Here is a 15,233-nt window from a genome sequence, read left to right as displayed (position 1 = left end):
TAATTAGTAATAAAGTTTTATAAAACATGAATGCATCTCTTGATACTGTTTCTAAATCAGAAACAACTCCTATTGCGCAGCAAACAGTTTATTCCATTCTATTTTCGATTGCATTTGCCCATTTATTGAATGATTTATTGCAGTCAGTAATTCCGGCGGCATATCCTATTTTAAAAGAAAATTTCAATTTAACGTTTACACAAATCGGATTAATCACTTTGGCGTATCAATTGGCGGCCTCTATATTGCAGCCTTTGGTTGGTTTGTATACCGATAAAAGACCAAAGCCTTTTTCTCAAATTTTTGGAATGCTGTTTACTTTATCCGGAATTGTATGTTTGTCGTACGCTTCCAGTTTTGAAATGATTATAATTTCGGTGGTTTTAGTCGGAATTGGTTCTTCTATTTTTCATCCTGAAGCTTCCCGAATCTCCTTTTTGGCATCAGGTGGAAAGCGAGGTTTGGCACAATCCATTTTTCAGTTGGGAGGGAACGCCGGAACTGCAATCGGACCTTTATTAGTTGCCTTAATTGTAGTTCCAAATTCACAATATTATATCATTTGGTTTGTGGTTGTTGCCATCATCGGATTGATTGTTTTAAGTAGAATTGCGCTTTGGTACCAAAACCATTTAAGTTTAAGAAGTGCAAAGAAAAAGGTAATCGATTTGCCCAATTTGTCCCAAAAGAAGATTGTAATTTCGGTGGGAATTTTGCTGGTTTTGATATTTTCAAAATTCTTTTACATGGCCAGTATGTCCAGTTATTTCACCTTTTATTTAATCGAAAAATTTGGATTATCGGTTCAGGAAGCGCAATTTCATTTGGTTTTGTTTTTGGCTTCTTGTGCTATTGGAACGTTAATTGGCGGACCGATAGGCGATAAATTTGGAAGAAAATACGTGATTTGGTTTTCTGTCTTGGGAGCAGCGCCTTTCACTTTATTGTTGCCGTATGTCGATTTGTTTTGGACAGGCGTTTTGTCAGTTGTAATTGGAATCATAATTTCCTCTGCATTTCCAGCTATCTTGGTTTATGCGCAAGAATTATTGCCTAAAAAACTCGGAATGGTTTCTGGTCTTTTCTATGGTTTTGCCTTTGGAATGGGTGGTTTGGGTTCCGCTTTATTGGGGAATCTTGCAGATCACACCAGCATAACGTACGTGTATTATCTTTGTGCCTATTTGCCTCTGATAGGGATTATAGCCCTCTTTTTACCCAATTTAAAGAAAAAATAACACTTCTTTTAGGAGCTGTTTCCTGCTCTGCACTGTATTCCAGATTAATAAAAACTACGGCTGAAAAAGCCTTGTTTTTCTAAATCGGGAGATGCCGTTGCGATCAGGGCTAGGGCATTTGGTTCCCTAATGACATTTTTTAGAAGTATTGCTTTCTGTTTTCCATAAACATTAGTACAATTTTAAGATTAGATTTCTGCTTTATTGCTTTTATTTCAATACCTTACAGTGTTACTAATCAATAAATTAAATTACTATGGCAACATTACGATTAGGCGATATTGCTCCTGATTTTGAAGCAGAAACGTCACAAGGAAAAATAAAATTTCATGAATGGTTAGGTGATTCTTGGGGAGTTCTTTTCTCCCATCCGGCTGATTTCACACCTGTTTGCACCACTGAGCTAGGAACTGTTGCGAATTATTATCCTGAATTTGAAAAACGAAATGTAAAAGTAATCGCATTGAGTGTTGATGGTGTAGATTCGCATATGGAGTGGATTAAAGACATCAATGAAACTCAAAATACAACTGTAAATTTCCCAATAATTGCCGATGAAGACAAGCATATTGCTGAATTATATGATATGATTCATCCCAATGCGAGTGAGAGTTTCACGGTTCGTTCGGTTTTTATAATTGCACCTGACAAGAAAATAAAATTAACGCTAACATATCCTGCATCAACAGGTAGAAATTTCGATGAATTATTGCGTGTAATTGATAGTTTGCAATTGACAGCAAAATACAGCGTAGCAACGCCGGCAAACTGGAAGGATGGTGATAAAGTGGTAATCTCGACCTCGGTTAAGGACGAAGATATTGCTGCTAAATTTCCCAAAGGATACGAAAGAGTAAAGCCCTATTTAAGAATGACACCACAGCCCAATAAATAGTAATTTTCAGTATATCTTTTAAACAAAAAAGCAGAATTAATTTATTTTAATTCTGTTTTTTTGTTTTGTCAAAAGTTTAATGTTTTACTTTTTGTTGGTAATTAATAACCCGGAAATAATGATTCCCATACTTATGATTTGGGTTAGTAAAATGGCTTGGTTAAGAAAAAAATACGCCAGAATTCCACTGAATACCGGAATCAAATAATAAATCAAGGCTGTTTTTGACGTCCCAATTAACCGAATGGCTTCGTTCCATAAATAAAATGAAATTAAGGAAGCGCAAACGCCAACGTATGTGGTTACCAAGACTGTTTTAGTGTCAAAAATAACTTTTTTATAATAAACGTGTTCATACATATAAAAAGGGAACAGTAAAATTGTACCAATTACGAAAACACTAAACAAGAATACTTTAGGTGTTAATTCATCTGGTTTTTGTCGCACTAATATCGTGTAATAAGCAAAAAAGAAGCAAGCTACAAGCATTAGTAAATCTCCAATGGTAAAGTTGATATGGAGTAATGCTTCTAATGAACCTTTGGAAATAAGCACTAGAACTCCTGTGATTATGGTTACAATTCCCGCTATTTTTATATTAGACACTTTCTCTTTAAAAATAATTCTGGAGAGGACAACAATAAATAACGGAATCGAAATGGCGATTAACGATAAGTTGACTGCACTCGTTGTTTTTCCTGCAAAGTAAATCAGCGTATTAAAAATAGTGATGCCCAATACTGCCGTAAGCGTAAGATATCGAATGTGTTTCTTTACGATTTTGAAATTTTCATAAGTGCTTTTTATAGCAAATGGAGCCAAAACAATACAAGCAACCGTCCAGCGCCAAAAAGCCAATCCAACAGGAGGAATGTGACCTTTTATGCCACTGGCAATTACCATATTTACGGACCATAGCAAGGTAGCAAATAAGGCAAATAAAACTCCTTTACTCGTATTGCTCATTAAACCAAATTATGAATTTTTGCATATTGTAACAACATAATCGTCTTTGCGTCTTGCATTTTACCAGATTCAATCATAGCATATGCTTCGTCAAAAGACATTTCCATTACATCAATATTTTCTTCTTCATGTGCTACTCCGCCACCGTCGCTTACTTTCATGGATTCATCATATTCACCAACAAATAAATATAAAATTTCAGTTACCGCACCGGGAGACATATAGGTTTCCATCACCTTTTTGACTTTAGTAATGCGGTATCCTGTTTCTTCTTCGGTTTCTCGAATGATGCATTGCTCGGGATTGTCTGCATCCAAAAGTCCGGCGCAAACCTCAATCATCATTCCGGTTTCATTTCCGTTAAGGTAGGTTGGCAAGCGAAACTGACGCGTTAGAATAACTGTTTTTTGCTTTGTATTATAAAGTAAAATGGCAGCTCCGTTTCCTCTATCATAAACTTCTCTTTTTTGGGTAATCCAAGAGTCGTCTTTTTTTTGATAGTCAAAAGTTACTTTGTTTAAGATATACCAATTGTCAGATAGCAATTCTGTTTTTTGTATTTTGATACTTGGATTTTTCATGGATGTATTGAAAGTATTTTTTTTCTGTTTAGGTAGAAAATTATTAGTAAAAAATAATCCAGTCTCGACTCCCTTTCCTTTGGAGAGGGTTGGGGAGAGGAAAAAAAAACGTCCCGATTTATCGGGACGTGTGGTAATCTTATTTTAGAATAGTTTGCTTTCTGTCTGGACCTACAGAAACTATTTTGATAGGAACTTCCACTTCTTTTTCAATGAATGCAATGTATTCTTTCAACTCTGTCGGTAATTCATCATACGTTGTCATACCTGTTAAATCTTGTTTCCAACCTTTAAAATCCTGATATACTGGAGTTACATTTTCTGGTTCGATGTTATAAGGGAAATGAGAAATTTTCTCTCCTTTATAATTGTATTCTGTACATACTTTCAAGGTTTCAAATCCTGAAAGGACATCACCTTTCATCATCATCAATTGCGTTACACCATTAACCTGAACAGCATATTTAAGCGCTACTAAGTCTAACCAGCCACAACGTCTTTGTCTTCCGGTTACAGAACCAAATTCATTTCCTACACGTGCCATAGTAGCACCATCTTCGTCAAAAAGTTCAGTAGGGAACGGACCACTTCCAACGCGTGTTACATACGCTTTGAAAATCCCGTATACTTCCTTGATTTTATTTGGAGCAATCCCTAAACCGGTACAAGCACCAGCAGCAGTAGTATTTGATGAAGTTACAAATGGATACGTTCCAAAATCAACATCTAATAATGAACCTTGAGCACCTTCACATAATATTGATTTACCTGCTTTTTGAGCTTGGTGCAAATATTCTTCGCTGTCAATAAAATCTAATTTTTTTAGTTCTTCGATGGCTTCAAAAAATTCTTTTTCTAATTCTTCTAGATTATATTGGATAGCAACATCGTAGAATTTTATCATTGCTTCATGCTTATCAGCCAAAGCTCTGTAACGATCTGCAAAATCTTCTAATTCAATATCACCTACACGAAGTCCGTTTCTTCCGGTTTTGTCCATATATGTTGGGCCAATTCCTTTTAATGTAGAACCAATTTTTGCTTTCCCTTTAGAAGCTTCAGAAGCGGCGTCTAATAAACGGTGCGTTGGTAAAATTAAATGCGCTTTTCTTGAAATGATTAATTTGCTTTTGATGTCTAAATTAAATTTTTCAAGACCTTCGATTTCTTTTTGAAAAACTACAGGATCAATCACAACTCCGTTTCCAATAATGTTTACAGCAGTTTTATGAAAAATACCGGAGGGAATTGTTCTTAGAACATGTTTTATTCCGTCAAATTCCAAAGTGTGTCCTGCATTTGGACCTCCTTGAAAACGAGCGATAATGTCATATTTTGAAGTTAAAACATCAACAATTTTTCCTTTTCCTTCGTCTCCCCATTGTAACCCTAGTAATAAATCTACCGTCATTCTGAATGTTATTTGTAGTTAGTTTTTATGTTTATGAACGATTTTCTTCGTCCAAGTTGTTCTTTAGTTTCTTAGTTCCATACAGATATAACGAATGGTTGGTAATATCTATATCGAATATTTCTTCAATTGTTTTTTTGATACTTTGAATTCGGGGATCACAAAACTCGATTACTTCGCCAGTATCCGTCATGATAATATGATCATGCTGCTTGTCAAAGTATGATTTTTCGTAATGTGCCTGGTTTTGTCCAAACTGGTGTTTGCGCACTAAAGCACAGTCCAATAATAATTCAATCGTATTGTAAAGGGTGGCCCGACTCACACGATAGTTTTTGTTTTTCATTTTGATATAGAGGTTTTCTACATCAAAATGTTCTTCGCTATCGTAAATTTCCTGAAGGATAGCATAACGTTCAGGGGTTTTGCGATGTCCTTTTTTTTCAAGGTACATTGTAAAAACATTTTTTACAATTTCTTGGTTTTTGTTGTTGTCTGTGGAAATGAGTGTCATATGCTGGCAAAGATAATTTTTTTAGTTTAAAGTTTAAAGTTTCCGGTTTGTTTAGTTTCAAGTTTATTCCGTTTGCGTTTAAAAATCCGAAAGACGGACTCCAATAAACAATACCACTTTTCTATGTTTTATACTCTCGTGTTACCTTATCGATTCCATCAATTTTTTTGATGTTATTAATCATCTTTTTCAATATCGTATTGTTTTGAACAATGACAGCTACCTGACCATGAAAAATACCTGCATCGGTGCTCAAAGAAATACTCTGTATATTCACATGCATATTATTCGAAATCACTTTTGTCAATTGGTTGGTAAGCCCCAGAACATCCATTCCGGTAATGTTTATGATGGCTTTAAATTCCTCTTGAGATGAATCAATCCATTTTGCTGACATGATTCGGTATGCATAGTTTGATTGCATGCCAATGGCGTTTGGACAATCTTTTTTATGCACTTTTATACCTTCATTGATTGTTACAAATCCAAAAACGTCATCTCCAGGAATTGGATTGCAGCAAGGCGATAATTTATAATCCAGCTTGTCGTGTTCTTTCCCAAAAACGAGCATGTCATAATTACTGCTTATGACTGGTTTGTGAATATCCTCATCCGAAGTGTTGCTTGGAGAGCGTTTCATTTTATTTTTGAAAAAATTAATGAAAGTATTGCTCTTTTGCGCAGCGTAATCCTTGAGCTGTTGGTTTTCAATAGCTCCAATTCCAACTCTGTAGAATAAGTCCAGGCTTGTTTTTAATTTGAAAAAGTTGACTAATTCGTTAATAACTTGTTCGCTCAACGTTATTTTTAAATGCTTTAATTTTCTGGTGAGCAGTTCTTTTCCTTCTTCACCAATTTTCTTGGTGTTTTCGTTTAGAACGTTTTTAATTTTTGTTTTAGCTCTCGAGGTCGTCACATAATCCAGCCAGTTAATGGTTGGTTTTTGATGTTGTGAAGTAATAACTTCTATTTGATCCCCACTTTTTAATTCGAAATTCAAAGGAACTAATTTTCCATTGACACGCGTTCCTCTGGTTCGAATTCCTATTTCAGAGTGAATGCTGAATGCAAAATCCAGAGAAGTGGCGCCTTTAGGCAATGATTTTATTTCTCCTTTTGGAGTAAAAACAAAGATTTCTTTGGAATATAAATTCATCTTGAAATCTTCCACGAAATCTACCGCATTTGTTTCGGAATTTTCTAAAGCTTCTTTTAGTAAATTTAACCATACATCCAGACCACTTTCTTCGGTAGCCCCGTTCTTGTATTTGTAATGTGCGGCATATCCTTTTTCGGCAATTTCATCCATACGTTCGCTTCGAACTTGTACTTCAACCCATCGCCCTTTTGGTCCCATTACTGTAATGTGCAAGGCTTCATAACCGGTAGATTTTGGGGACGAAATCCAATCTCGCAAACGACTTGGACTCGGTCTGTAATGATCTGTTACGATTGAATATATTTTCCAAGCAACGAATTTCTCTTCATGTGGAGTCGCTTTGTATACAATGCGCAACGCAAATTTATCATACACTTCATCAAAACTTACGTTTTGTGCCTGCATTTTTCTTCGAATAGAATAAATAGATTTTGGACGTCCTTTTATGATATATTCAACTCCTTCGGCATCTAAAGAGGCTTTCAGGACATTAGAAATATCTGCAATATAAGCATCTTGCTCTTCTTTGGTTTCTTTTATTTTACTGACGATATCATTGTAAACAGCAGGTTCCGTGTATTTTAAACCTAAGTCTTCCAGTTTGGTTTTAATGTTATACAAGCCCAATCTATGCGCTAATGGAGCATAAATATATAAGGTTTCCGATGCAATTTTGGTTTGTTTGTCCTCTTGCATCGAATCCATTGTTTGCATGTTGTGCAAACGATCGGCTAGTTTAATCAGAATTACGCGTACATCATCGTTCAACGTCAATATCATTTTACGGAAATTCTCTGCTTGCATGGAAACATTCAGATCTTTTTGTACCAATGATATTTTTGTTAATCCTTCAACGATTTGAGCCACTTTTGGATTAAACAAACGTTCGATATCCTGAACAGTCGTGGGTGTATCTTCGACAACATCATGCAGTAATGCAGCTGCAATAGATGTTGCTCCCAAACCTATTTCTGAAGCAACAATTTTTGCGACAGCAATAGGATGAAAAATATAGGCTTCGCCGGATTTTCGTCGTTGTTCTTTATGTGCTTCTACAGAAACGTCAAATGCTTTTCGGATGAGTTTTTTATCTTCATCACTTAACGTTTGGTAGCTAATACGAAGTAATTCTTTGTATTCTTGAGCAATTGCTTTATTTTCTTTTTCTATATCAATTTCTGTCATAGCGGCATGGTTCATTTTCTAAAAATAGAAATTAGTTGGGAGATGTGCAAGTAAAAAAAGGGTTTCTGGATGGAAATAACAAATGTGACATTCAACTTGATTATTGCACTTTACTAAAATCTAAGTCCTGAAAATCATAACTAAAATCAGTTAAGTCAGAAATAGGTTTCATTGTTAATCGCACGGCTTTTCCAGAGGTATCACATTCAAAAAATAAATGGGCATCAGCATGAAAATAGGCATTGTCCCATTTCACCACATAATTAGTGTCTTTGTAGAAAAAAACTTCACCGGTAAGTTGTGGAGAACGTTTTGAAGCAAAATACAAGCGCCCTTTCTTCTCTGAAAGTACGACTTCACCAAACCAATTGTCTTTGTATGTTCCTGTAAAGCTTTTGAAATCAATTTTGATTTTGTCTTTTTTATTATTGGCTACGGTTGCCCAAACTTCATCGGTTACTTTGTCAGCAGAGGCTTCGTTTTCCTTTAAACTCGCACTATAATTAGTGACATAATCCTCGGATTGGATGCCTAAATAACTGTCTTTTATAGTATTGGTAATTGCTCTGAATGCCGCTCCTGATTGTTGATTGGTCAATACAATAATTCCCAGATTCAGTTCCGGTAAAAGCGTGACTTGCGTAACAATTCCTTCTAATCCGCCAGTGTGCGTTACTTGTTTGTATCCTTTTACGTCGCTTAAGAACCAGCCCAATCCATAACCACTGAAATGAGTATTGTAAGGAGGTCTTGTGGCCGCAGGAATTATGGTTTGTAATTGCCACATTTCTGCATGCTCTTTCTTAGAAAATAATTGCTTGTTATCAGCGCCATATTGTCCGTTGTTCATTTGCATAATGGTCCATTTACTCAAATCATTTACACTGGAGTAAATACCGGCTGCCGCATCAAAAAGTTGGTTTTGGTAACGTTTGATTACTTTTAGTTTACCGTCAATAGGAACGTGCGGCGCAATAATGTTTGTAGTGTCTTTTAAACGTAAAAAAGAAGATGCGCTATGATTCATTTCTAAAGGTTTCATCATACGTTCTTCCACAAAATCACACCAACTAAAACCACTTGCTACATGAATGACTTCTCCAGCAACGATATAGAGCAAATTGTCATAATCATATTGCGTTCTAAATGCCGAAACCGGTTTTAAATACTGTAAATTCTGAATAATATCTTGTGCTGTGAAATTACTTCCGTCAGGCCAAATCATTAAATCTCCAGCGCCAAGACCCAATCCACTTCTATGGGTCAATAAATCGCGAATCGTAAATTCATTCGTTACATAGTCATTGTACATCTTGAAATTAGGAAGGTATTTGATGACTTTATCGTCCCATTTTACTTTTCCTTCATCCACTAACATTGCCAAAGCAGCGCTTGTAAACGCTTTACTGTTGGATGCAATTCCAAAAAGCGTATTCGCATCTACTTTTTCATTAGTCAAAATTGATTTTACACCATATCCTTTCGCATGAATAATCTTTCCGTCTTTGACTATTGCCACTGCAATTCCAGGAACGTTGAATGTTTTTAAGGTGCGATCGACTAATTCATCCACTTGAATCGGACTAATTTGTGCGAAAGAAAATGTGGTTGAAAGTAATGCTATTGCAACGAATAATTTATTTTTCATGTTATTTCTGTATTTAATAAAATGGGTAAATTCTTATTGGTATTTGATTTTAAATCTGCAATCTCAAATCTAAAACCCTCTTTGCCTTTTAGCTTCAAAAATTAAGATGGCTGCGGCAACCGAGACATTCATAGAATCGATTTCGCCTTGCATCGGAATAATAATATTTTGGGTCGCTTCTTTTCTCCATTCTTCCGTCAATCCGGTGGCTTCCGTTCCTACGACTAATGCCGTTGGAGTCGTGTAATCCTGCGTGTGATAGGAGGTGGAGTTTTGTAAAGTCGCACAATAAAAGTTGATTTTTCTTTCTTTCAAAAAAGCAATAATTTCTGATGTGGTTCCAGTTGCAATTTGATTGGTAAATAAACAGCCCACGCTGGAACGCACAATATTTGGATTGTATAAATCGCTTTTTGGATTGGCAATAATCACCGCATCCAGATTAGCCGCATCGGCGGTACGAAGCAAAGCACCGATATTTCCTGGTTTTTCGGGTGCTTCAGCAACAAGAATCAAAGGGTTTTTAGATAATTTCAAATCGGCTAATTGCATCGATTTGGTTTTGGCTACAGCCAAAATTCCTTCAGTGGTATCACGATACGCCAGTTTTTGATAGACTTCTTTGTTGATTTCAATCAGCTCCGCATTTTTGGATAATGCTCTGGCATCCGTTTCTGAACAAATTTCAGGTAAAAATAGTAGCGTTTCCATTTCGTAACCACCTTTGATGGCAATCGAAATTTCGCGTTTTCCCTCCATTAAAAAAGTACCTGTTTGCTTGCGGGCTTTCGCTTTTTCCTGCAATTGCACTAAAGATTTGATATATGGGTTTTGTATCGAAGTGATTTGTTTCAAGACTTTCAACTATTTAATTAGTAGCAACAAAGATACATAGAGAAAATCCAGTTTTCTAATCCGATTAGAATATTTATTTGGAAGTTATTGATTCATTAATTGTAGGCATTTCTAGCTGTTTTCACGAGTATTTTCTTTATTTTTGTCAAAATCCCAATCTAAATGTTTCATTTATTAGACATCATCGGTACGATGGCTTTTGCCATGTCAGGCGCATTGACGGCCATGAGTAAAAAACTCGATCCTTTTGGGGTTTTTATCATTGCATTTGTAACTGCGGTTGGCGGCGGAACCCTGCGGGACATTATGATTGGACGAACTCCTGTAGGGTGGATGCTGGATTTAAAATACGTTTATGTGATCATCATCGGGTTTGTTTTGGCAATCCTTTTTCGAAAAAAATTCGACAGATTACGAACTTCCTTGTTTTTATTTGATACGATTGGCTTGGGTGTTTTTACATTGATTGGTCTTGAAAAAGGAATCAATATTGGACTTCATCCTGTTATTTGTATTGCTTTAGGAACCATGACGGCCTGTTTTGGAGGTGTTATCCGAGATATTTTGTGTACTGAAATCCCCGTTATTTTCAGAAGAGAAATTTATGCTACGATTTGTATTTTGGGCGGGATTGTCTTTTTTCTGCTTCGAAAACTGAATTTAGATAATGATATTTTATATTTAACTACTTCAATTGTTATTATATCAGTTCGTTTAATGGCCGTGAAATTCAAATGGTATTTGCCTACTTTAGAACATAAATAAAAATTGATTACTTTCACGGAGTCTAAAATTTAACGGTGAAAAATTATTCTGTCAAACCATATCGGGAAAGTGATTATGCAAATTGGAATACCTTTATTGGTCAGGCCAAAAATGCTACTTTTTTATTTCACCGAGATTTTATGGAATACCACAAAGATCGATTCGAGGATTTTTCGTTGATGGTTTTTGAAGACGAAAAACTAATTGCTGTTTTGCCGGCAAATAGAGTTGGAGACATCGTTTATTCGCATCAAGGTTTAACCTATGGCGGATTGGTTTATTCCCCTAAATTGAACGGAGAAAAAGTAGAAAACATTTTGGATTCTCTTGTGTTCTTTTTTAAAGAAAATGAGGTGAAATCATTCTGTTTTAAACCCATTCCTTTATTCTATACTTCAAAAGGCAATGCTGAAATGGAATTTTTCATGCTTAAAAAAGGAGCGTTTTTGGATAAAAAAGAAATGAATTTGGGTATCAATTTAGCGATGCCTTTGACAATTTCAAAAAGTAAATTAAAGCATTTCAGGAAAATCGAAGAACTCGATTTAGAAATGGTCGAAGAACAGCATTTGGAATCATTTTGGGGATTGGTTTTAGAGCCAAGATTATTAGAAAAGTATGATGCCAAACCCGTACATACTTTACAAGAAATTACTACATTAAAAGAAAAATTTCCGAATAATATCAAGCAATTTTCAGTGTATTTTGAGGACGTTATTATTGCAGGCATTACAGTATTCGAAACAGAAACCGTTGTCAAATCGCAATATGGTGCTACTACTAAGAAAGGGGAAGAGTTGCGTGCGTTGGATTTTTTATTCATTAATTTGATTCAAAAATATAAGCGCGAAGGCAAACTTTTTTTTGATATGGGAATCGTAAATGAGGACAATGAAAAAGGATATCACGCTGGACTTTTGAAACAAAAAGAAGAATTAGGATGTTCTGTTTATAGTCAGGATTTTTATAAAATGAATCTGATATGATACCATTTCTTGATTTAAAAAAGATAAACGAACCGTATGAAACTGCTTTTCAAGAAAAATTGAAAGTGGTTTTAGATATCGGTTGGTATATTTTAGGGAATGAAGTCAAGGAATTCGAAACCAATTTTGCCAATTATTGCGGCACTAAATATTGTGTGGGTGTTGGAAATGGTTTTGATGCTTTAGTTTTGATTTTCAAAGGTTATATTCAGTTAGGGAAATTGCAAAAAGGCGACGAAGTTATTGTTCCTGCGAACACCTATATTGCCTGTATTCTCGCTATTTTACAAGCAGATTTAATTCCTGTTTTGGTCGAGCCAAAGTTGGAAACCTACAACATCAACCCTGATTTAATTTCTCAAAAGATTACCTCAAAAACCAAAGCGATTCTGGTAGTTCATCTTTATGGACAATTGGCAGAAATGGAGAGAATAAACAAAATTGCTATGGCAAATAATTTACTGGTTGTTGAAGATTCGGCTCAGGCTCACGGCGCTTCCTTTGAAGACGAAAGTTCTTACACCCAGAACCTAGAACCCAAAACCCAAGCATTTAGTTTTTATCCGGGAAAAAATTTAGGAACATTAGGTGATGCTGGTGCGGTTACCACAAATGATTTGGAATTAGCCAAAGTGATTCAATCGCTTCGGAATTATGGTTCGGAAACCAAATATTACAATGATTATGTTGGTGTAAATTCAAGATTAGATGAACTGCAAGCAGCTTTTTTGAACGTGAAATTACCGTTTTTAGATGCTGAAAATGAAAAGCGAAGAACAATTGCCAAACGCTATTTGTCTGAAATTAAAAACGACAAAATAACGCTCCCAACAGTGTCATTGCGAGGAACGAAGCAATCTAATCATGTTTTTCATTTGTTTGTCATTCGAACCCAAAACAGATTGGATTTACAAGACTATTTAGATAGGAATGGAGTCCAAACGGTAATACATTATCCAGTTCCGCCGCATAATCAAAAAGCATTATCTGACTGGAATCATTTGTCGTTTCCTATTACTCAAAAAATTCATGATGAAGTGTTGAGTTTGCCTATAAGTCCAGTTTTGAAAGATGATGAAGTGGGTTTTATTATTGCAATTTTAAATCAATATTAAATGGGAATAATCAGTAGAATAAAACAATTTTGCTTTGTTACTTTACGAATCAAAAAATATAAATTTCTTTCCGATTGTAAAAGAGTTTCGGGAAAACCTAACTTATATTTTCCCTTACTTTTAAAGGGAAATGGGAAGGTACAATTTGGTAAAAATTTTCAAAATGGCGTCGTAGAATCTTCATGTTACTATTCTAATTACAATTATATTTTGTCAATGGATCATGAAAGTGAAGTTATAATTGGTGATAATGTAGTTTTTAGTAATGGAGTCTCAATTTATGCAAAATCGAAAGTTACAATCGAAGATAAGGTTATGATTGGAATTAATTGTTTTATTATTGATAGTGACGGGCATGATTTAAGTGCCCAAGAAAGAATGACAGGAATTCCTAAAACTGCTGAAATTACTATTAAAAAAAATGTTGCCATATATTATAATTCAACAATTTTAAAAGGCGTGACAATTGGAGAAAATTCAGTTATTGGAAGTGGTTCAATTGTGACAAAAGATATTCCTGCGAATGTATTTGCCGCAGGAAATCCAGCTAAAGTCATAAGAAATTTATAATGTTAAAATCTCTAAAACAAAATGTACTTTTAAAAGTAGTATCTTTTAATTCCATTTCGGTAGCGGTGAGTTTTGTTTTGGGAATTTTTGCTACTAAAATTGTATCTATTTATTTAGGAACTTCTGGAATGGCATTGTTAGGGAGTTTCAGGAATTTTACGGCAATGATGAAGTCCGTAGCGACTTTAGGTATAAACAATTCTTTTATAAAATTATTCGTTGAAAATAAAGATGATAAGGAAGAATTAGGAGTCATTTACGCTACTTTTTTTTGGTTTTTCTTGATAGTTTCAACCGTATTGGCTTTGTTTATTTTAGTATTTGCCAATAGTATTTCCGAATTTTTATTTTTCACCAATTCGTTTGCGAATCATATTCGTTTTTTTGGATTGCTATTACCTTTAATCGTTATCAATACGTTTTGGATGGCAATTTATAACGCCTTAGAAAAGTATAAAAAAATTGTGATTCTCCAAATTATTTCTAATGTGCTAATTTTTGGTTTCACCGCTTTTTTAATAGTCAACAAAGCAATAAACGGAGGATTACTAGCCGTTGTTTTAGGTGAATTACTGATGGTATTAGTGACTTTTGCATTTGTTTTAAAAGATAAAAGCTATTATTTTACATTCAGTTTTCGAAAAATTTTAAAAAAGAAATACCTAAATGTTATCAAGAAATTTTCTTCGATGGCATTGTTAAGCGCCGTAATTGCTCCTGCAACATTAATGCTTATCCGGAATTTCATAATTGAAACGCACTCTATTCAAGAAGCGGGAATTTGGGATGCGACCAATAAATTTTCCAGTTTTTACATGTTGATTTTTAGTTCAGGATTGTCTTTATACTACATGCCAAAATTAGCTTCGTTGACTACAGATGAAGCTTTTAAAGTGGAGTTGAAGTCCTATTTTAAAGTTTTCGTTCCGCTATTTTTAACGGCGTTGATAGCAGTTTTTTTCTTGAAAGGAATTATATTGGATATGGCTTTTACTGCAGCGTTTTCAAAAGTGAATGAAGTGCTGATTTGGCAGCTTTTGGGTGACTTTTTAAGGATAATGACATTAGCGTTTGGCTATCAAATCGTAGTCAAAGCCCATATTAAAAAATATTTTATTCTTGAAATAGTTTTTAATGCATCGTATCTTTTACTGTGTTTTTATTTAGTGCCACTTTTTTCATTCGAAGGAGCTTTGCAGGCTTATTTTTGTGCAAATTTAATTTTGTTTATCTTGATTTTATGGATGTTTAGGAAGTTGTTTTGGAGTTCCATAGTCGAAACAAGATATATAGACACAAAAAATAAAACACATTTATGATTGAAATTGCTAAGAATTTAGATACT

Annotated in this window: 14 protein-coding genes; 7 read left to right on the top strand and 7 right to left on the bottom strand. The window is 34.8% G+C overall.

The window, feature by feature from the left end:
- Positions 1–26: 26 nt before the first annotated feature.
- Both DR980_RS01995 and DR980_RS01990 read left to right on the top strand, forming a co-directional pair.
- On the top strand, positions 27–1,238 hold the full coding sequence (locus DR980_RS01995) for an MFS transporter (RefSeq protein ID WP_113633570.1): 1,212 nt from the start codon (positions 27–29) through the stop codon (positions 1,236–1,238).
- 256 nt (positions 1,239–1,494) lie between these two features.
- A complete protein-coding gene (locus tag DR980_RS01990) occupies positions 1,495–2,133 on the top strand; it encodes a peroxiredoxin (RefSeq protein WP_113633569.1) in 639 nt (212 codons plus the stop codon).
- An 84-nt stretch (positions 2,134–2,217) separates the two neighbouring features.
- Here the strand turns inward: DR980_RS01990 and DR980_RS01985 are convergent, their stop codons facing one another.
- The 7 genes from DR980_RS01985 to DR980_RS01955 all read right to left on the bottom strand — a co-directional run bounded on the left by DR980_RS01985 (position 2,218) and on the right by DR980_RS01955 (position 10,452).
- On the bottom strand, positions 2,218–3,099 hold the full coding sequence (locus DR980_RS01985) for a DMT family transporter (protein WP_113633568.1): 882 nt from the start codon (positions 3,097–3,099) through the stop codon (positions 2,218–2,220).
- Entirely contained in the window at positions 3,099–3,680 is a 582-nt protein-coding gene (gene nudK / locus DR980_RS01980) for a GDP-mannose pyrophosphatase NudK (protein ID WP_113633567.1), read from the bottom strand. Before nudK ends, DR980_RS01985 begins: the two co-directional genes overlap by 1 nt.
- 139 nt (positions 3,681–3,819) lie before the next feature.
- Complete coding sequence (locus tag DR980_RS01975) at positions 3,820–5,091, bottom strand: adenylosuccinate synthase (RefSeq protein ID WP_113633566.1); 1,272 nt, start codon at positions 5,089–5,091, stop codon at positions 3,820–3,822.
- Positions 5,092–5,122: 31 nt separating this feature from the next.
- A complete protein-coding gene (locus DR980_RS01970) occupies positions 5,123–5,605 on the bottom strand; it encodes a Fur family transcriptional regulator (protein WP_113633565.1) in 483 nt (160 codons plus the stop codon).
- A gap of 121 nt (positions 5,606–5,726) precedes the next feature.
- On the bottom strand, positions 5,727–7,949 hold the full coding sequence (locus DR980_RS01965; RefSeq protein ID WP_113633646.1) for a RelA/SpoT family protein: 2,223 nt from the start codon (positions 7,947–7,949) through the stop codon (positions 5,727–5,729).
- Between the two features lie 100 nt (positions 7,950–8,049).
- Positions 8,050–9,597 carry a serine hydrolase gene (locus DR980_RS01960; protein ID WP_113633564.1) on the bottom strand — a complete coding sequence of 516 codons (1,548 nt, stop codon included), beginning with the start codon at positions 9,595–9,597 and terminating at the stop codon, positions 8,050–8,052.
- A gap of 69 nt (positions 9,598–9,666) precedes the next feature.
- A complete protein-coding gene (locus DR980_RS01955; protein ID WP_113633645.1) occupies positions 9,667–10,452 on the bottom strand; it encodes a TrmH family RNA methyltransferase in 786 nt (261 codons plus the stop codon).
- A 162-nt stretch (positions 10,453–10,614) separates the two neighbouring features.
- On the opposite strand from DR980_RS01955, the gene DR980_RS01950 reads away from it, so the two are divergent.
- From DR980_RS01950 to DR980_RS01930, 5 genes are read left to right on the top strand one after another with little or no spacing between them, the layout of a single operon-like run.
- Positions 10,615–11,217 carry a trimeric intracellular cation channel family protein gene (locus DR980_RS01950; RefSeq protein ID WP_113633563.1) on the top strand — a complete coding sequence of 201 codons (603 nt, stop codon included), beginning with the start codon at positions 10,615–10,617 and terminating at the stop codon, positions 11,215–11,217.
- Positions 11,218–11,252: 35 nt separating this feature from the next.
- Positions 11,253–12,203, top strand: coding sequence for a FemAB family protein (locus tag DR980_RS01945; RefSeq protein ID WP_113633562.1), 951 nt, complete (start codon positions 11,253–11,255; stop codon positions 12,201–12,203).
- Positions 12,200–13,318: a DegT/DnrJ/EryC1/StrS family aminotransferase gene (locus DR980_RS01940; protein WP_113633561.1), complete on the top strand. Its 1,119-nt coding sequence runs from the start codon at positions 12,200–12,202 to the stop codon at positions 13,316–13,318. The genes DR980_RS01945 and DR980_RS01940 overlap by 4 nt, the downstream gene beginning before the upstream one ends.
- On the top strand, positions 13,319–13,888 hold the full coding sequence (locus tag DR980_RS01935) for an acyltransferase (RefSeq protein ID WP_113633560.1): 570 nt from the start codon (positions 13,319–13,321) through the stop codon (positions 13,886–13,888).
- The gene (locus DR980_RS01930) at positions 13,888–15,207 is read left to right on the top strand and encodes an O-antigen translocase (protein WP_113633559.1); all 1,320 of its coding nucleotides are present in this window, start codon (positions 13,888–13,890) and stop codon (positions 15,205–15,207) included. Before DR980_RS01935 ends, DR980_RS01930 begins: the two co-directional genes overlap by 1 nt.
- Positions 15,208–15,233: the final 26 nt, after the last annotated feature.

The sequence above is a fragment of the Flavobacterium psychrolimnae genome (genome assembly GCF_003312425.1).
Taxonomy (GTDB): Bacteria; Bacteroidota; Bacteroidia; order Flavobacteriales; family Flavobacteriaceae; genus Flavobacterium; species Flavobacterium psychrolimnae.
This window is presented reverse-complemented; position numbering and strand designations above follow the sequence as displayed.